22 protein-coding genes and 2 riboswitches are annotated in these 25,814 nt (G+C 47.4%); of the genes, 10 read left to right on the top strand and 12 right to left on the bottom strand.

The genetic code is table 11. The features are described from left to right. Positions 1-188: 188 nt before the first annotated feature. A riboswitch (cyclic di-GMP riboswitch) is annotated at positions 189-269 on the bottom strand. Between the two features lie 50 nt (positions 270-319). Then, a complete protein-coding gene (locus T3H97_RS02065) occupies positions 320-1,201 on the bottom strand; it encodes an AraC family transcriptional regulator (RefSeq protein ID WP_328801539.1) in 882 nt (293 codons plus the stop codon). Between the two features lie 593 nt (positions 1,202-1,794). Here T3H97_RS02065 and T3H97_RS02070 point away from each other — a divergent pair. Together T3H97_RS02070 and T3H97_RS02075 are read left to right on the top strand one after the other, a co-directional pair. Beyond that, a complete protein-coding gene (locus tag T3H97_RS02070) occupies positions 1,795-3,051 on the top strand; it encodes a DUF445 domain-containing protein (RefSeq protein WP_328801540.1) in 1,257 nt (418 codons plus the stop codon). A gap of 33 nt (positions 3,052-3,084) precedes the next feature. Beyond that, positions 3,085-3,456: a TIGR02328 family protein gene (locus tag T3H97_RS02075; protein ID WP_328801541.1), complete on the top strand. Its 372-nt coding sequence runs from the start codon at positions 3,085-3,087 to the stop codon at positions 3,454-3,456. A gap of 112 nt (positions 3,457-3,568) precedes the next feature. Here T3H97_RS02075 and T3H97_RS02080 read toward each other — a convergent pair whose 3' ends face one another. Continuing rightward, entirely contained in the window at positions 3,569-4,243 is a 675-nt protein-coding gene (locus T3H97_RS02080; protein WP_274483687.1) for an NAD(P)H-dependent oxidoreductase, read from the bottom strand. Positions 4,244-4,432: 189 nt separating this feature from the next. On the opposite strand from T3H97_RS02080, the gene T3H97_RS02085 reads away from it, so the two are divergent. After that, the gene (locus tag T3H97_RS02085; protein WP_023986690.1) at positions 4,433-4,816 is read left to right on the top strand and encodes a winged helix-turn-helix transcriptional regulator; all 384 of its coding nucleotides are present in this window, start codon (positions 4,433-4,435) and stop codon (positions 4,814-4,816) included. 81 nt (positions 4,817-4,897) lie between these two features. Here T3H97_RS02085 and T3H97_RS02090 read toward each other — a convergent pair whose 3' ends face one another. The 5 genes from T3H97_RS02090 to T3H97_RS02110 form a co-directional block, all read right to left on the bottom strand. Further along, entirely contained in the window at positions 4,898-6,145 is a 1,248-nt protein-coding gene (locus tag T3H97_RS02090) for a stalk domain-containing protein (RefSeq protein ID WP_328801542.1), read from the bottom strand. Between the two features lie 238 nt (positions 6,146-6,383). After that, positions 6,384-7,133 (bottom strand): YcnI family copper-binding membrane protein, encoded by a 750-nt coding sequence (locus T3H97_RS02095; RefSeq protein ID WP_328801543.1) that lies wholly within the window; start codon positions 7,131-7,133, stop codon positions 6,384-6,386. 31 nt (positions 7,134-7,164) lie between these two features. Further along, complete coding sequence (locus T3H97_RS02100; protein WP_328801544.1) at positions 7,165-8,883, bottom strand: copper resistance CopC/CopD family protein; 1,719 nt, start codon at positions 8,881-8,883, stop codon at positions 7,165-7,167. 254 nt (positions 8,884-9,137) lie between these two features. Further along, on the bottom strand, positions 9,138-10,988 hold the full coding sequence (locus tag T3H97_RS02105) for a bifunctional diguanylate cyclase/phosphohydrolase (RefSeq protein ID WP_328801545.1): 1,851 nt from the start codon (positions 10,986-10,988) through the stop codon (positions 9,138-9,140). Positions 10,989-11,270: 282 nt separating this feature from the next. Beyond that, positions 11,271-11,864: a DUF5317 domain-containing protein gene (locus tag T3H97_RS02110; RefSeq protein WP_328801546.1), complete on the bottom strand. Its 594-nt coding sequence runs from the start codon at positions 11,862-11,864 to the stop codon at positions 11,271-11,273. A 202-nt stretch (positions 11,865-12,066) separates the two neighbouring features. Here T3H97_RS02110 and T3H97_RS02115 point away from each other — a divergent pair, with 202 nt between their 5' ends. From T3H97_RS02115 to nfsA, 5 genes are all read left to right on the top strand, one after another. Beyond that, positions 12,067-13,296 (top strand): multidrug effflux MFS transporter, encoded by a 1,230-nt coding sequence (locus T3H97_RS02115; protein WP_328801547.1) that lies wholly within the window; start codon positions 12,067-12,069, stop codon positions 13,294-13,296. Between the two features lie 114 nt (positions 13,297-13,410). Further along, a complete protein-coding gene (locus tag T3H97_RS02120) occupies positions 13,411-13,761 on the top strand; it encodes a metal-sensitive transcriptional regulator (RefSeq protein WP_328801548.1) in 351 nt (116 codons plus the stop codon). Between the two features lie 54 nt (positions 13,762-13,815). After that, the gene (locus tag T3H97_RS02125; protein WP_013308457.1) at positions 13,816-14,016 is read left to right on the top strand and encodes a copper ion binding protein; all 201 of its coding nucleotides are present in this window, start codon (positions 13,816-13,818) and stop codon (positions 14,014-14,016) included. 117 nt (positions 14,017-14,133) lie between these two features. After that, on the top strand, positions 14,134-16,590 hold the full coding sequence (locus T3H97_RS02130; RefSeq protein ID WP_328801549.1) for a heavy metal translocating P-type ATPase: 2,457 nt from the start codon (positions 14,134-14,136) through the stop codon (positions 16,588-16,590). A gap of 284 nt (positions 16,591-16,874) precedes the next feature. Next, a complete protein-coding gene (gene nfsA / locus T3H97_RS02135) occupies positions 16,875-17,618 on the top strand; it encodes an oxygen-insensitive NADPH nitroreductase (RefSeq protein WP_250242504.1) in 744 nt (247 codons plus the stop codon). Between the two features lie 148 nt (positions 17,619-17,766). Here nfsA and T3H97_RS02140 read toward each other — a convergent pair whose 3' ends face one another. From T3H97_RS02140 to T3H97_RS02160, 5 genes are all read right to left on the bottom strand, one after another. Then, the gene (locus tag T3H97_RS02140) at positions 17,767-18,639 is read right to left on the bottom strand and encodes a TatD family hydrolase (protein ID WP_328801550.1); all 873 of its coding nucleotides are present in this window, start codon (positions 18,637-18,639) and stop codon (positions 17,767-17,769) included. Further along, a complete protein-coding gene (locus T3H97_RS02145; RefSeq protein ID WP_328801551.1) occupies positions 18,632-19,582 on the bottom strand; it encodes an ABC transporter ATP-binding protein in 951 nt (316 codons plus the stop codon). The genes T3H97_RS02140 and T3H97_RS02145 overlap by 8 nt, the downstream gene beginning before the upstream one ends. Positions 19,583-19,626: 44 nt before the next feature. Then, on the bottom strand, positions 19,627-20,403 hold the full coding sequence (locus T3H97_RS02150; RefSeq protein ID WP_274483704.1) for an ABC transporter permease: 777 nt from the start codon (positions 20,401-20,403) through the stop codon (positions 19,627-19,629). Next, a complete protein-coding gene (locus T3H97_RS02155; protein ID WP_290405221.1) occupies positions 20,400-20,693 on the bottom strand; it encodes an MTH1187 family thiamine-binding protein in 294 nt (97 codons plus the stop codon). Before T3H97_RS02155 ends, T3H97_RS02150 begins: the two co-directional genes overlap by 4 nt. 534 nt (positions 20,694-21,227) lie before the next feature. Beyond that, entirely contained in the window at positions 21,228-22,271 is a 1,044-nt protein-coding gene (locus T3H97_RS02160; RefSeq protein ID WP_328801552.1) for an ABC transporter substrate-binding protein, read from the bottom strand. Between the two features lie 192 nt (positions 22,272-22,463). After that, positions 22,464-22,573: riboswitch (TPP riboswitch) on the bottom strand. A gap of 270 nt (positions 22,574-22,843) precedes the next feature. Between T3H97_RS02160 and T3H97_RS02165 the strand changes: the two genes are divergently transcribed. Further along, complete coding sequence (locus T3H97_RS02165) at positions 22,844-23,278, top strand: pyridoxamine 5'-phosphate oxidase family protein (protein ID WP_061831133.1); 435 nt, start codon at positions 22,844-22,846, stop codon at positions 23,276-23,278. A gap of 220 nt (positions 23,279-23,498) precedes the next feature. After that, positions 23,499-25,601 (top strand): bifunctional 2',3'-cyclic-nucleotide 2'-phosphodiesterase/3'-nucleotidase, encoded by a 2,103-nt coding sequence (locus T3H97_RS02170; RefSeq protein ID WP_328801553.1) that lies wholly within the window; start codon positions 23,499-23,501, stop codon positions 25,599-25,601. The last annotated feature ends 213 nt before the right edge of the window (positions 25,602-25,814 follow it).

The following is a 25,814-nucleotide window of genomic DNA, read 5'->3' on the forward strand; positions in this document are numbered from 1 at the left end:
CAAGTGATTCTCCTATTCATCGTAATGTGGCAATGCTTCGTTCGAAATTAGTATATTCAGCATGCTAGGCTGACATGACTATCCCAATAGAAAAAAAGCCCTGATCATAGCGATCAGGGCTTTTTTCGAGAGAGGCATAGCAATTTTGATGGATCTATGTAAAAAAGACATAATAAAAAGCTCGTTCATCTGGTAGCTGGCTGCCATCCCGATAGGAAGGCCCTATAGTTTTGCGTCACTGCCTTTCGACAGTTTTGCCATTAACTTGAATAGCTTGTGCATCTATCATCTATCAAACTGAGTTCATGTAACCTCTCATTTACAACTTGGAACGGTTCCCCCATTTTTTGCGGAAGGTATGAGGTGTTTCTCCTACATGCTCCTTGAACAGGTTAATAAAATGGCTCGTATTGGGAATCCCTACGTACCTTGCGATATCCACAATGGACATGTCACTGGTTTTAAGCCAGCTTTGAGCGGCTGTGATACGGACATTAATGAGATAATCAATCGGAGAGAAACCGATCTGCTTTTTGAAATTTTTAGCCAGATTAAACTTGTTTAATTCAAACATGTCTGCCAGCGAGTCCAGTGTTATTCGCTCACAGTAGGACTGATCCAAATATTGCTGTACCCGGCGTACTTCGCTGAGGGTTTCAGCATTCACATGTGGATGATCATAGGGATGCTGTAAAATGCACATCAGTATTTCACCAATGAGCCTAGACGTTAGTAGCTCAGCGGAAAGACTTCTGTCAGACTGCCCGCAAATCAGAGCATGGAGCTTATCCAATATAATATACGAATTGTGCATGGAAATGACCGGTTTATTATGCTTGGCAAATTGTTCGTAAAAATTTTCAATCAGGTTGCCATACAGGTACAGGCTGATAAACTCCCAGGATTCATGACCGGAGGTGCTGTATTGAACATATTCCTCGCAATTAATAAAAAACAAGTCTTGAGGTTTTAAGATATATTTCTTGTCCCGGTACAGTAATTCTCCCTTACCAGACAACGTAAAGACAAGCAAAAAAGAGGCAAGTTCTTTCCTTTCTATCGTAAAAGCAGAAGTTTTTTGGAAGTAGCCTAATTCCTGGATATAAAAAAGGGATTGCTTGGCAAAAGCGGAGGGAGTGCGTACAATTACGACCGGATCGCCATTCCAGAGGCCCACGTTGTTTTTTTGGTCTGTTGTCATATTCAATTCCTTTACAAAAAAGCTATTTTATCTAGCATATCTTGATCCGATTCACCAATATATAATGGCTGATTAAACATGATTTCCTATTTATAAAAGTTTATTTTATCACAACAAATATGTCTATATATCAAATTATGTGTATGAGTTTTATGGGAGTCTCACTTTTTATGGATATTTAACCTGATAATCCATATGAAAAAGTCGAATGCTGTTGAAAGAATCTGGGGTTACCATGGTTTCAAATCCTTTCTGAGGTAAAATACCAAAATGGTACTGAAAAAAGGTATCTTATGCCCATTCAACTTTCTTGTTCACTTCTCCTTTCGTTTTAAAAAAATTAGGACTTGGTTCTAATAAAATGGTTCGTAAGGCTTAGTATTGAAAATAAGAGTTTGGGCCCAATACTGTGATTTTGTTCACAAACATGAATGTAAAAAAGAGAGATATATGCATAAAAAATTACGCAAAAAGTGCCCTTACCCGTTTCACCAAGAGTGCTTTCAACTTTGGAAATGACACGGGCAATGATATGATGGGTAATACAGGTATAGTGCTTTACTTACTCGACAGTCAGTTTGGAGGATTACAGGATGGGAAAACCAAAAAATACGAAAACCGCAGCGGCGTGGTCGCTCGTTATTCTAGGGGCAGGCTTTGCAGCCACATTGCCCTTCCAGCAATATGGCTGGGCTCGTTTGTTAGCTGGCGCTTTTGAGGCAGGACTTGTAGGGGGACTGGCAGACTGGTTCGCTGTCACTGCTTTGTTCCGTCATCCGCTAGGCATTCCGATACCACATACGGCGCTGCTTCCTAAAAATAGGGACAAGCTCACAAATGCATTGGTGAGTACGGTGGAAAATAACCTGCTAAACAAAGACAGCATCGCATCTAAAATTGCAGATATTCGTTTGGCCGATTTGGTGCTGGGTGGTGTGGAAAAAGGATTGCGCACACCGGAGGCGGCGGCATCCATAGATGTTCTTGCCAAGCGGCTCGTCCAGTCGCTTCCGCTCGCGGAATTGGCTCCGGTCATCGTGGCAGAGCTCAAGCGGCAAGTGACTGACTTTGACGCCGGACCGTTGCTGGAGGCGCTTGCTCGTCAAACCAGCGAGAAGGGCTATGATCGTCGCGCATTGGATTACACGCTGGAGCAAGCCGAGTCCTGGCTTTTGCGTCCTGAAACGGGCTATACGCTGGGCACCTTAGGAATGCAGGCAGTCAGCGGTTTGCAGGTGAGCGGGCTGATGCAGTTTGCCTTGAACGCATTCCTCGGCTATCTGAACGAAGAGCGTATGGGTGAAATGATTCGTCATTTCCTGCTGAATCAGGTGGCAGAACTGCAAAGGGAAGAGCACCCGCGCCGTCAGGCCGTGCTGGATGGTCTAAGAACACAGGTGACCCGATTGGCGACGAAAGATACGGTTCAGGAAGGATTGAACGCCTGGAAGGATAGCCTTGTTGAAGCCTGTGAAGGCGATGCGTTAGTGCTGGGCAAAATGGAAGAACTGCGTATACGCTTATTGGACTACATGGAAGACGGAAGTTATGTGCAGACCTATATTTTACCGCTATTGGATCGGATGCTGACTGATCTAAGAGGGAATACCGAGCTGCTGGACAAGATCAATGTGCGAATTGTGGAAGGTATTACTGGACTCGTGGAAGCCAACCATAGTCGGATTGGTAACTTGGTGCGCGAAAATGTAGACAAAATGGATAACAAATCCCTGATTGCACTGATGGAGGACAAACTGGGACAGGATTTGCAGTGGATACGTATTAATGGCGCAGTTACAGGCTTCCTGATCGGCATTGTGCTGACAGGTATCCGTATGTTAATCCAATAGATCAGAAAAAGCTACAGATAGGGTTGTGGAAGCATGAGGCTTTGGCATGAACATTTAATCGACAAGCTACCCCGTCCACAACTGCTTGGACAACATCGTGAGTGCTGTGCCCTGCGCGGGAATGGGTGGGGCAAGCCACACGCCACCGTGAATTATGTGTTCGATTACCACCCAATGCTGCTAGTGCGCTATCATAGACTCATTATGGGTGAAATGAAAAGCAGAGGGTACAATGTTGATCCGCTATGGGAACAGCCGTTGTATCGCGGTAAGCAGTGTGAGCCTTGGGAAGAGGAGCTGGGTGAGGAACTGGCAGGCGCGGGTGCATATGTGGAGCACGACGATGAGTATATGAAGGAGTGCCTGGATAACCTGGCTTCCAAGGGGATCTTAATAGAGATTTGAAGTGACATAAAAAGGCGGGCTGCGGTGTGTTCATCATTCAGATGAAGTGCCGCATGCCCGCTTTTTAGATGCTTCAATATTTAGCGTATTGGGAGAGACTCGTGATATCAGGTTACAGAATCCAGCGTGTGACCTTTTCCAGCGGTTGTCTAGATTTTTCCCGCTTGGGTTCATGGGCACGGTAACCGAAGGCGGCAATGACCGAAATATCCAGCAGTCCGTTCTCCAGTAGTCCTTCTTCCTCTAATATGGCATGCACTTGATCGTAGTTAAAGCCCTCAATCGGGCAGGAATCAATGCCGATCTGAGCCGCCGCTGTCATCATATTGCCTAAGGCAATATAGGTTTGCTTGGAAGCCCAGTCAAATAACGTACGTTCGTTTTCCAGCAGGCGTTGATTTTCACCCTGGAAAATCTTGTAGCGACCCGGCAGTGAGGAAAAATCTTCCTCAGACATACCTTTAACCTCTTTATACATATACTCCACGTAAGGAGAATCATAACGGACATCCTTGCGCGCCAAAATCAGGACGACATGGCTAGCCGCAGGAATCTGCTTTTGACCACCGCTGGAAACCGCAGCCAGCTTTTCTCTCAATGCCTGATTTTGTACAACTACAAACTGCCATGGTTCAAAACCGACGGAGCTCGGAGAAAGTCGTCCGGTTTCGAGAATGAACTGAAAATCTTCTTCCGGTATGATGCGATTGGGATCGAATTCCTTTGTGGCATGTCTGAACAGAAAGGCATCCAGAATTTCCTGTTTTTTAGCTGATGTATTGGACATATAATGTACTCCTTTGGGTATGGGTTTAGTTGGTACTCTAATTGTTTTCTGCTACTATAATGAGAGTTGGTATCAAATATATAGTCATCATATAGAAAGTTTTTTGAGAGAACAAGTACGCACATATTTGTTCCTTGTCATAAGTCTCGGCCTATCGGTCTACACATTCCACAGAAAGAAGGGGTATGCATGGCACAGGAGATGGAGCATGCGGTTAGCGTTAACTTTGGATGTCCGGTAGCGAAAACCGTTGGGGTTATAGGCGGTAAATGGAAGGGAGTCATCTTGTATCATTTGACCACAGGACCGCGGCGCTATAACGAAATTCGACGGACCTTACCTAATATTACACAGCGGATGTTAACCTTGCAGTTGCGTGAATTGGAGCGTGATGGTATTGTGCACCGTGAGATTTATAACGAGAACCCACCGCGTGTGGAATACTCGCTTACACCGTTGGGAGATACGTTAAGGCCGTTGCTGGATTTTATGAGAGACTGGGGGATCTTCTATGGAGAACAGGGTTGCGAGCCTGTGACGACAACTTCCAAATCAGGCAAGCATTTTTGTTAAAGGGCATGAAGAAAGCCCGCCAAATGATTTCATAGAAGACGCCTAAGAAATCATTAGCGGGCGGAATAAGGTCAGGTACACTTATTTAAACTCGATGGCTTCGTTCATCTGCGTCCAGGCCGTTTCTCCAATGATGCCCAAGCGCCAGATAGCGATTCCTTTGAGGTCATAACGTTTGGCTAAACCGATCTTGGCGTTAACGGTACTGTCTTTTTCGCTACCCATTGAAATCCCCAAAATGAGCTTGTCCCGCGAGGTTTCCTTCAAGGCCAGTTGTATGGCTTCATCCACTTTATCCAAAGGCTCAGGCGTAGCCTTTTGTCCATAATCATAGGCCATGATGATCAGGTCGTCCGCCAGATTGCCCAGCGTTTTGTAGTCATAGCCAGAGTAAGAGCTGTTCAGCGGATGCAGAACGACGGTGAGCTTGAGCCCGGCCTGATGCGCTTTGGCCGATAGCTTTTTAATAAAGGCGTTGTAGTCTGAACGCGCTTTGGCTTTATCGCCGCTCCAGCCTAATCCTTCCAGATCTAGCGTAATGCCTTTAAATTGTTTGTCGGTGGCGGTGCTGACGATTTGGGAAATGGTTTGTTCTTGAAGCTGCACATTTTCCAAAACTTTGGTCAGCTCGTGATTGCCATCTCCGGAATAGACCATCAGATAAGGGGAAGTCCCCTGGCTGTCTGCCTCCTGCACAATGGACTCCGGCGTTACAGTTCCAGCGGCTTGAGGCCATTTGTATTCTTTGCCGTTTGTCGTAAATTGTCCGTTCGTATCAATTCGACTCCAGCCGAAGGCAACTGCGTTAAAATCCGGTATTTTGGATTTTTGGTCAAAGGAAGACAGCGCATAAAAGCCTACTGTATACATCGCTTCACGTGGCGATGTAATGGAGACCGTCCGTGTTCCCTGATTCCAGTTCACCGTGGCTCCAAACTGCTGCCCGAAAAAGCCCAGCGGAATCATCGTGCTACCGCGCACGGTTTGCGGAGCGGCTGTTAGTTGAACCGTTTGTCCGTCCACTGTGGCATTGCGGCTACCCATCTTTAGAACCACCTGCTTCGTAGCAGAGCCTTGCGCTTTGGTAGCGATGATGCTTTGGCTAGCTTGATCCCATTTCACTGTAATGCCGAGAGCCTCAGAAATAGCGCGAAAGGGAACCATGGTCGTGCCGTTCATCATGGCAGGTTGTACGGGGAATGGTAACGGATATCCGTCCAGCATAATGCTGACCTTACCGGTCTCTGCTTGTGCCAAAGGGCTGTAGAAGCCCGCTGCGGTACTCAGAAAAATAGCACTAGATAACAGAGCCTTATTTACGATTTTCATCCTATGATCTCCTATGCTCAATAGATTGCAATGCTATCATGTTAGAATCGTGAAGTATCTATCATTTTACCAAAAAAATGATAGAAAGGTGAATGTGAAATAAATAGGATGAGATAAATTTAAGTATGTATTTGATCTGAATATTAATCGTTATTTTCCATACCAAAAAAGCTGACTCCTTTAAATAGGTGTCAGCTTTTTCTTTTTAAAACGATTTTACCTTTATTCGTAACCCAGATTACTTGCGGCGCTTGAGTGCAATGCCGATAGCTGCGGCACCAAGAACGACTGCAATGATCGATAGGACCAGTGCTGTCGTTTGTGCAGTAGAGCTGGCTGGGACAGAAGCGGCAGGTGCAGCTTCTACTGCATTGTTCGAAGCAGGTGCGGGGCTGCTGCTATCTTTAGCCGTATCTGTGCTCGCGTGGCCTGCTGCCGTATCCGCCGAATCGTGTCCGCTGTCTGCGGCAGGGGCAGGAGTTGCGGACGTGGCATCCGCCGTGATTTCGGTAATGGAATGAGGATTGTTACTTCCTTCATCGCCGGTCCATTCCACGATACTTCCGTCACTGTAATATTGGAAAGCGTCCCAGGCTGCTGCGGTATTCTGGTCTGCATTTTGCGCTACAAAGCTGAAACGCTGATACTGACCCGCTTGAATACCGTCTTTTTCAGTCGTCCAGGTCACGGTGGTTACTTTGCCAGAGCTGTCTTTTTCGGTGGCTACTTTCCAGTCCGGTACAGGCTCGTATTGTTTGAAAACGACCTCTTTCGGAATTTTTAAGGCGACTTTGGTGGTTGGAATGTTTTTTTCCACGGGTACTTTCAATGTGTACGTTTCCCACGCATTAGGTTGTGAAACAGAAGGCTTGACTGTCACATGTGCACTGGCCATACCTGCAAAAAGTAAGGCACCAGCTGCAATTAGACCCACAGAGGTCGCAAACCTGGAAAATCTGGATTTTGCTGTTTGAATCGTTATATTCATATTCATTTCGCTCCTTTTAAGTGTAAAATAATTATTTTTTACCGCCTACATGCAGGGTGAATTCAGCATCAACCGCATCGAGTGATGCCGTCAGAGCATGTACTTTTACCGTCCATGTTCCTTCGGAGGTCATCAATTCCTGACTGCGGAATGGCTGTTGCTGCTTCACGGGCAGAACAAATTCCTGTTGATCTTGGTCAGGGTCTGCTGGAGTGAGCGTTAATGTGACCTGCTGGATTCCTGAAACGGCAGCACCTTTGCTATCCTGAACGGATACCTTAAATTCATTGCTGCCCACAGCATTGGGGCTGACTGCCAGTGTAACGTTATATTCGCCCGTAGTACGAGTCTCCTCAAACGGAACAACAGGTGCCTGGCCGGGTGACAGGTGAGTGAGCACCGCAGTCAACAGCATCACGAGCAGGCCGACGGAAACCTCGGCACGCAATCCCCGGGCAGCTTGCTTGCTGGGCGCCGCTTGCCGTGCGCTGCGGAACTGGCTGGCCGCAAAGGCCAGCATGACTAGCAGCAGCGCTGCCTTGCCGAGCAGAACGAGTCCATAGGACGTGTTCAGCAGCATGGAGGGAGCCGGAATGTACAGCACGGCTCCATATATACCGGTGGCGAGTAGCGCTGCCACCATAGCAATGCCCCAGCCAGCAAAGCGGCGCAGGGCGGCTTGCCGCAGAGTTGCCCGCTCGGATACGGGCAACTCTGCTCCGGCAACAGGCAGGCACACGACCATGACGGCAAGTGAGCCGATCCAAAAGGCTGCTGCTGCGAGATGGACAAAGTCCGCCGCAATGGCTGGAGCTGGATGGGTAGCCGCTGCAGGATGGCCGACAAAGGCTTTGGACAGCATGAGGCATAGCGTTAGGAGAGCTGAGCTGTAACCCCAAAGACGGCGCTGGCGATTCGAAATGCTGTAATCCAGCGCGTAAATCAGCGTTACGCTTAGGAGCAGCACGAGAATCATCTGGATAAACCAAATTTGCCCGGCTCCAGTAAACTGGAGAGCTTCTCCCAGAATCGGGAGGGAGAATCCCTCTCTGATGGAAACCCCGGCATCCCATGAAGCCTGAAGTGGCAGGCTGATCAGAATGGCGGCAGACGTTATGCCGTAGCCGCTCCATAGCAACTTAGTCCAGCGGGGCAATGTTTCAAAGGGCCGCTGATTATGCTTATGCTGTGTACTTTGATTCTTGTCTTGGCTTATGTTCGGTAAGATGAACAGCCGGAAACAAATCGCTCCAAAAAGCAGCGATAGTCCTATGTAAAGAAACCAACGGACAGCGATTAAGTCGATTCGTGATGTCCCTGAGCTTTCAGATGCGATAGCTTGATGGGTAGACGCATTGGAACCGCTGCCTACTTGAAATGGAATGACTCCATTAACCGGATGTCCGTCTGCGGATAAAGCTCTCCAATTGACGGAGTAAATTCCATTTTTCATCCCTGGAATCAATTGGATTTCCATGGTGGCTTTGTGGTTCGGGTCAAGCTGTGCTTTTCCTGTGTCGACCCGCTTGCCTGTTTCATCGGTCACTTTGATCGACATGAAGGCAGATTGCAAATCTTCATTGAAGGTGATGATCACCTGAGAAGGCGACTTGTCCAAAACCTGATTTTCGGTCGGACTGGATTCAATGACAAATGCATGAGCCCACGAAGAGTGAGGAAACAGGATCAGAAGGGGGAGACACAGCAATAAAAGACAAGCCACACGGGCTGGTCTGGACAGGTAGAACATGCCTGTGAAGTCACCTTCTCTCGATTACTTGAAGCGAGGATATCCCCATTTGTAAGATTTTATACGGACAAACCCATTCCTATCTTAATCATAGTGCATATAGCGTGAATAGATGGAGCGAATTATGACATTTATATGAAATTTGAAATAATAAGCATTATACAAAATGCCAATCATATGAAAACCCCTAGCGTGGCTGAATTCAGGACGATTTCAACCACGCTAGGGGCAAAGAGGAAGAACCTATGAAGGAATTAGAGCCCTGTTTCCATGAAATCCGTGAAAGCAGGTTGCTTATGTTGAATATAATGGATAAAAGTAGCCGTTAGTTTGGGATCGAATTGGCTACCCGAGCAAGCACGTAGTTCTTCAATGGCCTCCTCGAACGTTTTGGTGGGTTGATAGGGGCGCTCGGTTGTCATCGCATCAAAAGAGTCGATGATCGTCAGCATCCGACATAAACGTGGAATTTGCTCGCCCTTAAAGCCAAACGGATAACCTCCTCCGTCATAACGTTCATGATGTAGCTCCACAAAAGGAACCAAATCTATGAATCGTTCGTTGGCTTCGACAATTCGTTTGCCCCACATGACATGCGCTTGCACCATCTGCCATTCCTCACCAGACAGCTTCTCTTTTTTATTGAGAATATTCCAGGGAATCTCCAGTTTACCAATGTCATGAATGAGGGCACCTAGTATGAAACGCCGCTTATCCTCTGGTCCGAGTTGAAGCACATCGCTCATGTCTGCTGCATATCTGAATACCCGTTTGGAATGCTTGAAAGTGTTAATATCCTTGTACAAGAACAAATTAAGCTGCTGCTCAAGATCCCGAATATCCTGCCCCAGATCGACCTCGCGCTCCACTTCATTTAAACTTCCGTGCGTATGAACGATGTTTTTTCCCTGTTTCTTGGCGTAGTACAGGGCTTTATCCGCCAGATCAACCAGTTGTGATTTGTCGTAGATGTCAATGCGGCTTTGTGCAATGCCTGCGGAGAAGGACAGACAGCCGTGTGGAAAAATTTCAACACCCTCATAACGCGAATCATTTAATCTTTTTCGAATAGCATTGACTGTTTCATATGCTTGTTCAGCGGTATGACCGGGCATTAGCAGGGTGAATTCTTCTCCACCATAGCGGGATACGGTGATGTGGGTGCCAGAGGTCTCCTTTTTAAGAAACTCACCGAGAAATCCCAGTAGCTGATCGCCTTTGAGATGACCGAAATGATCATTGTATTTTTTGAAATCATCTATATCAATCAGCGCCAGACTGAGAGGAGTATTCTCGGATCTGGATTTATTTAATTCAGCTTCAAGTGTATTTTCAAAGTAGCTGTGATTGTATAGCCCTGTTCTGCGATCCATGTTCGCTTTTTCTTCGATTTCCCGATACAGCGTGAACATTTGCTTGAATGCGTGAGACAGGAGCATGCTTAGCCCAAGGAACAGCAAAAGTCCTAAAATGCCGTTGTTATAAATTAGTGTAGTCAATACCAAAGATAGAATGAGTGTACATAAGTATACGAGCAGGGATTCAGCCAAAAAAGCCTGTTTAAGCTCATTGAAGGACCCTTTGTATGCGATATAAAAGTAGATGCCCAGTGTGATGGTGTTCACCGCAAAGTAGCAGATCAACGCCAGTAGGTAGGAAACAAAATGATCTTGGTTTAAAGCCCCCTGCGTTCCGCCGCTTAGTTCAAATACTGTTGAAGACAGGAAAATGGAAAGGGCGTAAATGGAAAAATTGACGGTATGCTTCCACCAGGACAACTCAGTGTGCCGGAACATAGCGATGATTACATTTAACAGCAAAATCAGGATGGCAATTTCGGTACCATGCACAAAAATACAAGCCAGATACACGGAGGAATCCATGGACTGCTTGTTACTGGCTGGGGGTAGCTGGAATGTAAAATGCTCCAGAATCAGAACGGCTCCCAATAGGGAATAGATCGTGACCCACTCTGTTGTCGTATAGTGCAAAAAGGACCATTGGTTCGTATACAAGAGGACGATCACGCCTACTATACATATGGAAAACACGTATATTCCCGTCGCGGTAACCCGTTCTTGCAGCTTTTTTATTATACTCATCATTTCTTCTCCTGCCTTGTCGTATCTTGATGTCAAAGCTACCAGGGGTGAATGGGATAATTTACAATTTTGTAATCGAAAATTTCACATGAAAAAACAGGCCGGAATCCAGCCTGTTTTGTTGAGCCTGTGCTTCCTTTTTTTCTTATCGGTGACTAGCCCCCGATTTTGTAACCGGAAGTCAAAGCAATTATGACAGAAGCCACGATAATAGCATTGATAATCACACGGGAGTATTTCAAGTTTTTCATACGGTTCCCTCCCTTCCTTGGAATAAGGTGTGCACTAGGCGTGGCGGGGATTGGTTTCTTGCTGCTTATCCTTAGTTCTCTTCACGACCATAATGCTTTGGATAAACAGGAACATCCCGAAGTTCATGACAACATCCCCAATACTAATTACCTGCGTGCGGGGATAGGGCTTGGAGAGAGGAATAATGTCACCAAGCAATGATAGACGCGTGCTCGCATCCATCATGTAATGTTTTGAGATGACACTTCCGGATTTAAGCATATCTGTATAATAGGGACCCAGCACCTCCGAAGCGCTCAACGAGACCGGCATCCTGCCGCCATTCACCGCCATAACGATAAAATTCATCAATACGCCCATTATAATAAGTTTGAATCCCTTATGATGTCTGTTCAACCAGAGAAATATCAACCCAACCACGTAGACTCCCATAAATAGATACCCGTTAATGGCTGCCAGCCAAGCCCACTTTTCCTGGGCATAAAAAATAATGAATTGTACCAGCAGCAGCACAGGGAACATCCAGCCGGCTATAAGGCGAATTTTACTGAAACGGATCAGACCTTGCCGCCAGCCTCCTCTGAACAGACCTACAATGAGACCCAGTAGCACTCCATCATAGACCATTATCATTCTCCAGATTCCACAAATTTTTGTTTTGGTTACCGTATAATTCGACCTGAAATTGGTAAATTCCTGCCTGATATATAGCAGTTTTGAAAAAAAAATTGCGGATTAGCGTGTAATTATTCGAAGCCAGACGAAATGAGTGATATCATGATGTATTGAAGTAATTATTTATATTTTTGTGAAAAGGATGATTATTATTATGAACCGGTTATCCAATACTGTTATGGTTGCCGCAGATATGACCAAATCGCGAATATTATGGATCGCCTTTGTCCTGGGTGCATTGAGTGCTTTCGGGCCGTTGTCCATAGATATGTATTTGCCGTCGCTGCCTACATTAGCCGACAATTTGCATACGACCACTTCGCTGGCGCAGCTTAGTTTGACCGCCTGTCTGTTGGGACTGGCCGTTGGCCAGATCGTTGCTGGTCCTCTTAGCGATGTGAGAGGTCGCAGAGGACCGCTGGTGATCTCGCTCATTCTGTACGCTGCTGCTTCGCTGTTATGCGTGTTTGCGCCGAATATCGGTATGCTCATTGCGCTTCGCTTTATTCAAGGGCTTACGGGCTCGGCGGGGATCGTAATTTCCAGAGCTGTAGCCCGTGATCTTTACTCGGGCAAAGAGTTGACACGCTTTTTCTCACTGCTCATGCTGGTGAACGGCGTGGCCCCCATTGCTGCACCGGTACTGGGCGGTGTCATATTGAACTTTGTTTCCTGGCGTGGTGTATTCATGGTGCTTTGTGTAGTCGGCGTGGCTATGCTGATTGCCGTCGTATTGGGTTTGCCAGAAACGTTGCCAACTAACCGCCGCTCGTCCGGTGGCCTGAAGCAGACGCTAGGAACACTCGGTCATCTGTTTGCCGATCGACGCTTTATGGGCTATGCCCTCTCACAGGCGCTAATTACAGGAGCGATGTTCGCGTATATCGCTGGCTCACCATTCGTGCTTCAGGATATTTTCGGGGTTTCCCCTCAGACGTATAGCATCATTTTTGCAGTGAATGGTTTGGGGATTGTACTGTTTTCCCAGTTGACGGGTAGACTTGTGGGTCGCTTCAGCGAACGACAGTTACTCTTGTCGGGTCTGGTAATTGCGGCTGTAGCCGGAATAAGCTTGCTTACTGTAGCCTTTACTGGGGGTCAATTATTTGCTGTTTTAGTTCCTTTGTTTTTTGTCGTTTCCTGCGTAGGGATTGTGAGCACAACAACGACTTCATTGGCAATGCAGAGTCAGCAGCGCTCCGCAGGCAGTGCGTCCGCTATGCTTGGTTTGTTACCTCTATTGCTGGGTTCCATCGCTTCACCGCTAGTAGGCTTGGGGAGTGGAACAACCCCCGTACCGATGGCGGTCGTTATAGCTATAGCCGAGGTTGGTGCACTATTAAGCTTTGTCGTACTTGCTAAGGAAGCACGCTCAAAAGTATAAATAGGGCGAAAAAGTGACATTTTTCTGGAAGGTTGACATACCCCGTGGGGGTATATTATGATGGGATTATAACAAATGCATGAATGCATATATCCACACACAGGAGGCTGATGTATGGCTGAGGAGCAACCTGTTTCCCACACTGAAGCCCATGAGAATCACTGTGGAACAGACGGGGAAAAGACAGTTAGAAAAAGTCATCATTCGGCAGAGTTCAAGAACAGCCTCGTATCCCGGTTGAACCGTATTGAAGGTCAGGTTCGCGGAATTAAGGGCTTGATTGAGAAGGATACCTATTGTGACGATGTACTGAACCAGATCGCTGCTGTCCAGTCCGCGCTGAATGGTGTCGGTAAGCTGCTGTTGGAAGGGCATATGAAAAGCTGTGTCATTGAGCGCATGCAGGCAGGAGAGCAGGAAGTGATTGACGAGCTGCTGGTTACGGTCAAGAAGCTAATCCGTTAAGAGTAATATTCATACACATTATGGGTACAGAAGTATCCCTGAGGAGGAAATAAAATGGCACAAGTTACATTGAACGTAGAAGGCATGAGCTGCAATCATTGCGTGAAGGCAGTAGAAGGGGCTTTGGAGAAAGTTGGCGCTACTGGCAAGGTCAGCCTCGAAACGAAGCAAGTGAATGTAGAATATGACGAGTCCAAGCTGAACGTTGAAGCGCTGAAAACAGCCATTGAAGACCAAGGCTATGATGTTGTTTAAGTAATGAAGGTGTTTTATGTGTGAAAAGACTTGTTTCGAAGGAGAAGCTTCCGTATTAGAAGCTTTTTCTTTTTGGATATGATATACCCCACTGGGGTATAGGAGGAGGGTTATACCATGGAAAACCGTGCGACCGACGGTGACAAGCAGACAACGCTTCACATTACAGGGATGTCCTGTGCCGCCTGCGCAAGCCGTATTGAGAAAGGTTTAAATCGAATAGATGGTGTGGCACAGGCTAATGTGAATTTGGCTTTGGAGCAGGCGTCGATATCCTATGATCCCAAGCAGGTGGAGATCCCTGAGTTTCGCGACAAAATTGCTTCTCTTGGGTTTGGAACTGTAAGTGAAGAAGCCAATCTGAATGTAACGGGCATGACTTGCGCGGCCTGTGCAACCCGGATTGAAAAGGGATTGAACCGGATGCCGGGTGTAACAGGCGCCACGGTAAATTTGGCGATGGAAACAGCTCATGTGGAATATGCCGCGGGGAGTATTGCGGTCGGTGATCTGGTGAGCAAGATCGAACAGCTGGGCTACGGGGCGATCCCGCAGAGCGCAGAAGACAACATTGCGGATGTACGCAGTAAGGATATCCGGCGTAAAAAATGGAAGTGGATTGTGTCCGCAGTGCTGTCATTTCCGCTATTGTGGGCGATGGTGGCTCATTTTTCCTTTACGTCATGGATTTATGTGCCGGAACTGTTCTTGAATCCGTGGTTCCAACTTGTGCTGACAACACCGATTCAGTTCGTCATCGGATGGCAGTTTTATGTGGGCGCGTATAAAGCGCTTCGCAATGGCAGCTCGAATATGGATGTGTTAGTTGCACTAGGTACGTCTGCGGCTTATTTTTACAGCTTGTACCTTACCTTGCGTCCGTCTGATGTCATGGAGGGTATGGCAGGAATGCCTGTCATGACCATGCCGGAGCTGTATTACGAGACAAGCGCGGTACTAATTACGCTTATTTTGGTTGGTAAATGGTTCGAGGCGGTAGCCAAAGGGCGTTCATCCGAGGCGATCAAGAGCCTGATGAGTCTACAGGCGACGACGGCACGTGTAGTGCGTGATGGACAAGAGCTTGATATACCGATCGAACAGGTACGTGTGAAGGATATCTTTATTGTACGACCCGGCGAGAAAATTCCTGTCGATGGTGTGGTTGTGGACGGACGTTCGGCAGTGGACGAATCCATGTTAAGTGGTGAGAGTCTTCCGGTTGAAAAAGAAGCGGGTTCCGCTGTTACAGGGGCGACGCTCAATAAAAACGGGGTATTACGTATTCAGGCCGAGCGTGTGGGTGGTGATACAGCGTTGTCCCGTATTATTAAGGTCGTGGAAGATGCGCAAAACTCCAAGGCCCCGATTCAGCGGATTGCGGATCAGATTTCCGGTATTTTTGTCCCCATTGTTGTTGCTATTGCTGTGTTAGCCTTTATTGTCTGGTTTTTCCTTGTGACACCGACTGATTTTGCAGGCTCACTAGAGAAAATGATTGCAGTTCTCGTCATTGCTTGTCCTTGTGCGCTCGGCTTGGCTACTCCAACGTCCATTATGGCAGGCTCGGGACGTGCCGCTGAATACGGTATTTTGTTCAAGGGCGGCGAGCATTTGGAAATGACCCGTTCAGTCAACGCAGTGGTATTGGATAAGACAGGAACAGTTACGAACGGCAAGCCAGAGCTGACGGATGTTATGGTTGGTGCAAGCGGCTTGGCTGAAAACGATTTGCTGCGGTTGCTCGGTGCGGCAGAAAAAAGCTCGGAGCATCCGCTGGCGGAAGCCATTGTAAAGGGGATTGCAGATCGAGGCATTGAGTTGGTAGGGCCGACAGATTTTGAAAATATTCCGGGTTATGGTGTGAAGGCGCATGTGGAAGGTAAGCAGGTATTGGCGGGTACACGCCGATTGATGAGCAGGGAAGGCATCGCGATAGATGACTCAGCCGAGCAGTATATGAATGAGCTGGAAAACGCAGGGAAAACCGCGATGCTTGTTGCTGTGGACGGTTCCTATGCCGGACTGGTGGCCGTGGCGGACACGATTAAAGAAACGTCACGGGAGGCCGTTGCCCGTCTGCGGGCGATGAACATTGAAGTCATCATGATTACGGGTGACAATGAACGGACTGCGCGGGCTGTTGCCGCCGAGGCCGGAATTGAACGAGTGCTGGCGGAGGTGCTACCTGAAGGAAAGGCTGAAGAAGTGAAACGGCTTCAGGAACAAGGCATGATCGTAGCTATGGTTGGGGATGGTATTAACGATGCGCCTGCTCTGGCTACTGCCAATATCGGGATGGCGATGGGCACGGGAACGGATGTGGCCATGGAGGCTGCGGATATTACCCTCATGCGCGGCAACCTGAACAGCATTCCTGACGCGATCGAAATGAGCCGCCGGACCATGACAAACATACGGCAAAATCTGTTTTGGGCGCTCGGTTATAACGTGATCGGTATTCCGATTGCCGCTTTGGGCTTCCTTGCTCCATGGTTGGCGGGAGCAGCCATGGCATTTAGCTCTGTTTCGGTTGTGCTGAATGCACTGCGTCTCCAACGGGTGAAGCTGTAATGTATGGATGCATCAGCAGGATAGCGTGCTGTCGGACATCTGTTGCGAGATAAAGTTAGTATCTGAGTATAGAGCAAGTACGCACAATTGGTTTTCTGCGTGCTTGCTTTTTGTTGCGTTTGTTTTTTTAAACCATTCAACTTTCATCACGTTAGGTTGCTTATCATTCGCGAAAGTTTCATAATATTTGTAGGAGTGCCATGCAAGCATGCAAGAACTTCTTCGTATACTCACAGCTTGATGTAGATAAAGAGCTTATATTATGGATTAGGAGTGAAGCAGTCATGAATGATACGATTTCCTTGTTGATGAATCACCGGTCTGTGCGAAAATTCAAGTCAGACCCCATTACCGACGAGCAGCTCGCAGCTATTGTGGCAGCTGGCCAAATGGCTTCCTCGTCCAGCAATGTGCAGGCATATACCGTCATTGCCGTTACCGAGCCTTCTTTGAAAACAAAGCTGGCCGAGTTGGCAGGGGGGCAGGCTTACGTTGAGCAATGCCCTGCGTTTCTGGTATGGTGCGCAGACCTGTATCGCTTGAAGCAGGTCACAGTTCACCATCAGCCAGGTCAGCCTTCCTATGAAGGGTCCGTCGAAAATTATACGGTTGCGACCATTGATGCCGCGTTAGCTGCACAAAATGCAGCGGTAGCCGCTGAATCACTGGGCCTGGGCATCGTCTACATTGGCGGCATTCGTACTAAAATAGCAGAGGTGTCTGAGTTGTTAGGGTTGCCAGAACTGGTGTATCCAGTGTTCGGTATGTGTATTGGTGTACCGGATCAGGAAACGGGCTTGCGTCCACGTCTTCCGCTGTCCGGTGTTTTGCATATGAACGGCTATGACAAAAATCAGACGATGAAAGCTGTAGAGGCATACGATCATACATCAGCCGAATATTTAAAGGAACGTACGGGCGGTCAACGCTCTACGCCATGGTCTGAGCAAATGGCCGCAAGATTGACCGAGCCAGCACGCTTGCAGTTGAAGCCGTTTTTGGAACAGAAGGGTTTCTTGAAGCAATAAAAGCTGAGTAGCGACAAAAAAACTCTGCAAAATACAAGAACCTCCTTTTTACGTAGGATGGAGTCCCGCGGAAATAAGGAGGTTCTTTGCTTTGGCTACAAGTTGTGGTTGTAAACCTTCCAGTCAGTAAATAGCTGGTATGCCTTTATCAATCAGATAGTGAGTAAAAGCGTCTCGTATTTTCATAAAATAATTGACGGACGGCAGATTCATCTTGATGGGTCAGCTTGCTATACGCGCGAATGACGTCGGCAGTCATCCGTGGATGTGTCTCTTGTCCGGTAAAAGGCCCCTCGAACGGCCAGGGACCGTCTGTCTCTGCCATGATCTGATCAGACGGATACTGTCTTGCCAAACTGCGGATCTCTTCTTCGTACAGGAGATCCGGTGTGAACGAGATATAATAACCGTTCCGGGCCATACGTTCGGTCGTGGCGGCAGAGCCTTTGAACCAGTGAAAGTGCGCCTGCGTGACGCTGTGACGTTCCAGAAGGTCACAGGCAATATCTGCGTCCTCATAAACGGCGTGCAGGACAATGGGCTTGTTATGCTTGCTTGCAAACTGGATAAAACGCTCCAGCAGCGCTATGTAGGGAGCGAGGTCAAAAGGTGAACCGCTCCGTGAGGCTTCCAGCCGATTGTAATAGGGCAAGCCGACTTCACCCACGGCGACCATCTGCTGTACATGTTCGTCCATCCAGTCGAACAAGAGGTCAAGCTCAGCTTGCGGTGGTAGAGCCTGTTCGGGATGAAAGCCAAAGGCTGGTCGTACCAGCCCGGGGTAACGCTCGGCTAACCGTAGATTGGCTCGGCTGGAGTCCAGGTGCATCGACACGGCTATCACGGCTAGGACACTGCTATCGGTAAGTGAAGCGAGTAATAACTCCTGTTGTTCAGGCAGGTAGCTGTCTACATGAATGTGCGCGTCGATCAATGGAGCGGGTTCAATTGCGCTCAAATCCAAGCCTGGCTTTGTTTGGCTGTTCCATTTCAATGCACATCGAACTTTTACGTCACTCATGTTGATTCAATCCATCTTCCGGGATATTCTTGTGGACGCTCTGAGCATTGTCCATGTCGCCGTCCAGTTTGTACTTTTCCTCGCGCATCCAGCTGGTCATGGTCCGCTTCCATTCCATAAAGAGCGGATCGAGGGTGATTTCTTCCCTACGCGGGCGAGAAAAAGGGACATCTACGACATGCACCACCGAAGCAGGTCGCGCCGACAGCACATAGATGCGGTCGGAGAGCAGCAGCGCTTCTTCAATGCTGTGGGTAATAAACAGCACAGAACGGCGGTTCTTTTCCCACATCCGTAATAACCATTGCTGCATGTCTGCACGTGTCAGCGCATCGAGTGCGCTGAACGGCTCATCCAGCAGCATTAATTCCTGCGGGCTGAGTAGTGCGCGAAGAAAGGCTGCGCGCTGTTGCATTCCACCAGACAGCGTATGTGGATACGCCTTGGCGAATTTGCCTAGTCCAACCTGCTCGAGCCATTGCAAGGCTTCTTTGCGACGCTCGTGTTCACTGGCGTACTGAGGGGGTACTGCTGTATTTTTACTTGGAGCATTTTCCTGCCCCAGCATTACGTTGTCCAGCGTGGTACGCCATGGGAAAAGGGCGGGCTGCTGCGGCATATAGCTGATATGCCCACGTTCACCAGTCATGTCCCGTCCGTGCATACGGATACGTCCCTGCTGCGGTTTGAGTAGCCCGCCGATGATGTGAAACAGCGTGCTTTTGCCACTGCCTGACGGACCGATGAGGGAAACGAATTCTCCTGGCTTGACTGTGAGGGATACATCCTGCAATACGGGCAGTAAGCTTCGCTTTTCGCGGAAGGCGAGGCTGATCTCGTCCAATTCCAAAGCAGGAGGAGCAGTTGAAGGACTCTGCTGTTCCCCGGCTCGTTGTTCATTAGCCACGTTGTGTGATGATAAGTCAATCGGATGCAGACTCATACGCGCCACGTCCTTTCTTTGCAAAGTTTAATTCAAGGAGGAAGCTACTCTCGATCGGGTTTCCAGCGAACCAACCATTTCTCCAGTAGTAAAATAACCACAAACATGAGTAAGCTGAGTGCAACAATAATGCCGATGGCAGCAAAAATGAGGTCCGTGCGATAGGCCGATTTTTGCAGCAACATATAATATCCAATTCCTTCACTAGCTCCAATCCATTCGGCAATGATCGCGCCCATTACACTATAGGTAGCAGCAATTTTAACGCCAGAAAAGACTTGCGGCAGGGAATGTGGCAGCTCCAGCTTCATAAAAATAGCCATGCGGCTTGCACCCGACATCCGCATATAGTTCATCATCGTACGGTCTGTTCGAGTCAGCCCGTCCATGGCCGCTACAGCCACGGGAAAAAAGCATACTAAAGTAATAACCATGAGCTTGGGCAGCACGCCAAAACCAAACCACACCATGAGCAACGGACCCAGGGCGATGATCGGAATGTTTTGGCTAAGGATAAGCAGCGGATACAGAGCTGACTTGAGAAAAGGGATCGTATGAAGAACGATGGCGATCAACAGTCCCGTTGCTGTCCCTATAGCGAATCCCGCAAGTGTCAGACGAATCGTAGCCCATGTATGGGCACCAAGCAGCGCCGTCTGGGCTATGCCCTCTTGTACGATGAGGGATGGAGCAGGCAATAGCCAGGATTCAACATGCAAATAGGAAACCGCCCCCTGCCAGGCCGCTAAAAAGAAGAGGACCGCCACAAGGGGCGGCCATACGCTTTTCCACCAGGATGCGTTCTTGCCTTTCGGATTCATGGGCGATATTTCTCGGTCAGCTTGTTCATGCTGATGCCTTGTGGGTTATGTGCGATTTTGATCTGTGAAATGACGCTGGGACTGCCCGCTTCCGTCAAAGCCTCGTGCATTTCTTTAACCACTTTCAGCAACTCGTCGAGCTCGCCCTCCATGGTCGTATCCAATGGATTCACCTGATGTTTGACGCCGGAGTGCTGAATGACCTCAATCGCCTTATCTACATACGGGTAAGAGTCCTCGTTATTAGGAGTTTTAGGGATGACTTGAATACTGAGTAGTGTGTTAGCCATGAAAATTCACCTGTCCTTTATTGTGGAGTTGTTTTGAGAAAATAGGGTGGTTTAAGGCGGGGAGACCGCTTCGCGTTTCATTTGATCTTACGATCGCTGTTGCCGTGGGGTTCTTTGAATGAATTTTAAAAGGTAAGAATCCCACGGCAAAGGCGAGCGCTACGCTTCTCCAGATTCAAATGAACCGCTACGCTGCCAACCGCCTAAAAGCACCTTAGTTTTTGATAGGTTGTGTGGCATTTTTACACACAAGCGCATCTGTTTTTGCGCTTTAGATACTATGAGACTAAAGAATAAACCAAGTGGAACGAGAACGAAGTGGGCGGAATGGTGCTGTACAAGCGTTAGCGTTCGCTTTAAAAGCTTTCCGTAGGAAAGCTCGCTTCGGAAGCATAACCTCCCCGGATTTCTACACTAATCATAAGTTTTTATTAAGAAATCCGGGGGCGGTGGCGATGGGAAGCACCATCCGACTGCGTAGTGGGGCTTCGTTCACTTCTCTAGTTCAGTCTTATTTAACGTTTTAACAAATGATCAGCGCTTGGGCAAGAAGTCGTTTGTGAAGGCTTTATCTACTTCCAAAGGCTTGCTGAGCAGCTTGCGTTCGTACATCCAGTCCGAATAGTTTTGCCATACCTCCGCTTTTTGCACGCCCCATTGCGCGGCATCGTCCTGATAACGTGGGCTTAGCCATTTTTGGCTGGCGAGCACCAGTTTTTTATCCAGCTCTGGTACAGCTTTGCTTAAGATGTCAGCGGCTTCTTCCGGATGGGCGATAGTGTATTCATAGCCTTGTGCGGTAGCGTCCATGAACGCTTTGACCAGCTCAGGATCATTTTTTATCGTCTGTTCGTTGCTCACAATTACAGGCGTATAGTAATCGAGGCTTTTGGAATAATCTTTTACATACAGCATATCCAATGGCTCACCTCGAAGCTGGGCTTCGATTCCGGTCCATGCGTAGAAAATCCAGGCAAAGTCGATATCCCGCTTCACGGCTGTAAAATAGTCTGCATTGCCCATGTTGACGATCTTCACTTTGCTCACATCGCCTTTGTCTGAATCCATGATGGATTTCATGACCGCTTCTTCTACGGGAGAGCCCCAACCGCCGTATTTTTTACCTTCAAAATTTTTCGGGCTCTTAATTCCGCGATCTACCGGGGCTGCGAAGCCTGAGGTATTATGCTGGATCACCGCAGCGATGGATACAAGCGGCACGCCTTGCGTACGAGCCTGTGTGACGCCTTCTTGGTAGCTGAAACCAAAAGGTGCAGCATTAGAAGCAACCATTTGATCGGCTCCGCCTGAACCAGGTTGAATAATTTGGACATTCAAACCCGCTTTTTCGTAATATCCTTTGTCCTTGGCAACATAGAGTCCCGTATGATTCGTATTGGGTGTCCAGTCGAGCACGACTTTAACATCTTTGAGATCCTTTGCCGAAGTAGACGTTTGAGTGTTGGTAGCGGGAGCCGCTTCTTGGGATGTGGAGGGACTTCCACCGCAAGCAGTCAGGGTCAGGGCCATGAGCCACAGACTGATCAGTCCCAGGCTTAACATTTTCATGCGCTTCATCGTTGTGTTCTCTCCTTTAATTACCCGTTATCCGTCCAATCAGACAGCTTATATTCCCCATTTTCATAAAAATAACATCTGCCGGACGCGATCTTTCCAACAACTTAATCTTCAACAAAAAAAGCGCCCCGAGTTTCCGGGACGCTTGCGCTTGTATATACCAAAGTAAGGGATGGTCCTATGTAAAAAAGGCACATCTTGCTTAAGCATTCCTACGCTGGCATTACCCAGATCAGGTTGTAAGGGTCAGTGTCTTGGGACACACTCTCAGCCGGCCGATTCCAGCACCCCTGGCATTGTATGGTTTAATGGGTTCATTTATTCGGGTTTACTACGACGATTATATGCCTTGAATGCGAGTCTGTCCAGCATGGAGGAAGAGATGACGGTTCATTTGCCGAACGACAGGGTACACTTTTACTGTGAGCTTTGATCTGAAAATGAGCATGAATCAATCCGATCTGATCGGGTCATGTTATTTTCAGAACAGCTGCGTAGGTATATTCAGATGGGCTGGTGTCAAATGGCATGGCCGTAGAGAATTCTAATTCGTGAAAAGGAGTTGTTGTACTGTGGGTAAAACGGAAACATTGGATCGTAGCCAACTAGAACAAGCCATTGTGAAGGCTTTGGATAACAACAAATTTTGCTCGTTAGGTACGGTAGAGGGTGGAAAACCGAAAGTACGCTATATGGCCCTTTTTAACGATGGAATGAACATTCATCTGGCGACAGATCGCAAAACGCATAAAGTGGATGAGCTAAAGGATAATCCGAATGCTTATCTGCTGCTGGGTTATGAAGTTGGCGGTACGAAGGAAGTCGTAGAAGTGGAGGCTACCGTCCAGATTACAGCTGATGAGGGGCTGCGCAAACAAGTGTGGAACGATTCCTTGAAGGAATGGTTCTCCGGACCGGATGATCCAGATTATGTCATTCTGGACGTGAATCCGACTCGCATTGAGTATGTGGGCCAGCAAACTGAGCGCCAAGTGTGGAATAAATAATGAGAATATAAATGGATAAACCAGTGAATCTCCGAGTTTTTTAGGAGGTTTGCTGGTTTTTTATTTTTGAGAGAATTAATTATTTTTTCATAAATAATTTAAGTAAATGACTACTCTTTTGTCTGGCGTTGGATTAAAATAGAAATGGTGGGTTCAAGGCTTACATATATGTGCAAAAGTATGTATATGAAGCATACACCTTAATGAGGAGGGGTATATTTTGTTATTTCGTAAAAATTGGTTTAAAGGGTTTACAGCAGCAGTTGTAGCTTGTAGCATGCTGGTGTTTTCAACCGCTCCATCCTGGGCAGCTAACGATTCTCGCGATAGTGCTACGGTGAATTTGCGTATCTTGGAAACAACGGATATTCACGCGTCGCTGATGAACTATGACTACTATTCGGACAAAGTAACCAACGAATATGGCCTGATTAGCACTGCCAATGTGATCCAACAGGCGCGTAGTGAAACGAGAAACAGCATGCTGTTCGATAACGGCGATTTGTTGCAGGGCAATCCATTAGGCGATTATATGGCCAGAAACAAAACCTTCGAGAAAGAAGGCGGTGTCCATCCGGTCTACAAGATGATGAACTTGATGGGCTATGATGCGGCGACAGTGGGCAACCACGAATTCAACTATGGTCTCGACTTTCTGGAGAAGTCGCTCAAGGGAGCCGATTTTCCTTACGTAAATGCGAATGTTTATGTTGATAAGGGGGGGCAAGCTACTAAAAATTATTTTACCCCTTATCGAATTCTTGATAAAACAGTAACGGATGAGAAAGGTGAAGAGCATGCACTCAAAGTGGGTGTAATCGGCTTGGTCACACCTCAAATTATGCAGTGGGATGAAGCCAATTTGAAGGATAAAGTCGTTACTAAAGATATTGTGGAAACGGCGAAAAAGTTTATTCCTCAAATGAAGACGGAAGGTGCTGACATCATTATTGTGCTTGCGCACACAGGTTATGAGGATGTGCCGCAAACGCCAATGATGGAGAATGCTGTTAAATATTTGAGCCAGGTGGACGGAATTAATGCTATTCTGTTTGGGCATGCTCATAAATCTTTCCCTGGCCCTGATTTTAAAGATATGAAGGGTGTAGATCTGGATAAGGGAACCATTAATGGCGTACCGGCCGTGGAAGCTTCTTCATGGGGCAAGGATCTGGGCATTATTGATTTGAGCCTGGAAAAGAGAAACCGCGTGTGGAACGTAGTTAACTCTCAGTCTCAAGTGCGTCCGGTTGTGGGTACCACAAACCAGGCTGTGCAGTTTACTCCTGACTACAAACTGACAGATGCGATTAAAGAAGAGCATACAGGAACGCTGGATTATATTCGTCAACCTGTTGGAACAACGACTGCACCGATTACTAGCTATTTTGCATTAGTGCAGGACGACCCTTCTATTCAAATCGTAACGAATGCACAGAAATGGTATGTTCAAAACCATCTTAAAGGAACTGAATACGAAAAACTTCCCGTATTGTCGGCAGGCGCTCCATTCAAGGCCGGTGGTCGAAACGGAGCCGAGTATTACACCAACATTCCTGAAGGTACGATAGCGATTAAAAACGTGTCCGACCTGTATGTGTATCCGAACACGGTTCATGCTGTAGAAGTAACCGGTGCTGAAATTCAGGAGTGGCTGGAGTGGTCTGCAGGTCAGTTCAACCGCATTGATCCAAAGCAAACTGAGGAGCAATCGCTGATCAACAAAGATTTCCCAACCTACAATTTTGATGTCATTGACGGTGTCAATTACCAGATTGATGTAACTCAGCCTGCACGATATGATGCCAAGGGAACTATTATTGATTCTTCAGCGCATCGTATCAAGGACCTGCAATACAATGGGAAGGCTATTGACCCTGCGCAGAAATTTATCGTAGCCACCAATAACTATCGTGCTTCCTCGTCCAACTTGGCCAACCCAGATGGCAAACGAATTGTGATGGCAGCACCGGATGAAAGTCGTCAAGTCGTTATTGACTATATCCGTACAAATGGAACGATTAATCCATCGGCGGATGGCAACTGGTCTATTGCTCCTTTTGGTCAGGCAAAGGTTACTTTCGAGTCCTCACCTGAAGCCAAAGACGTGCTGGCAGGCAATCAACAAATTTCATACTTGAGCAGCGCGGCAGACGGCTTTGCCAAATACAGCTTAAAAGCTGGCGCTAAGCCTAGTGTAGCAACGACTCCTGTAAAGGAAGCTGTGGCTCCCGCGAAAGCAACAGCAAAGCCAGCTGTTAAAACGACCAAACCCGCGGCTGTTAAACCAGCTAAAACAACAAAGCCAAAGGTGTCCAAATAACTTCGGATTTTAGTTTCCACTCGATATCAGAATGAAGCAGCAAGTCTCTTTAACCAAGAGATTTGCTGCTTTTTTAATGCCAAAAACAACAGCCTCCGAATTATTATGAATGTAAAAAGGTAGTATTGTATTTGTCGAATATGTACTTAAGTCCTAAATTATCATTAAGAATAAGCTAGTATTTTGTAAAAACACGTAGTTATATAGTACTTT

Origin of the sequence: Paenibacillus sp. LX16 (assembly GCF_036252815.1) — a bacterium.
In the GTDB taxonomy this organism is placed as follows: Bacteria; Bacillota; Bacilli; order Paenibacillales; family Paenibacillaceae; genus Paenibacillus; species Paenibacillus polymyxa_B.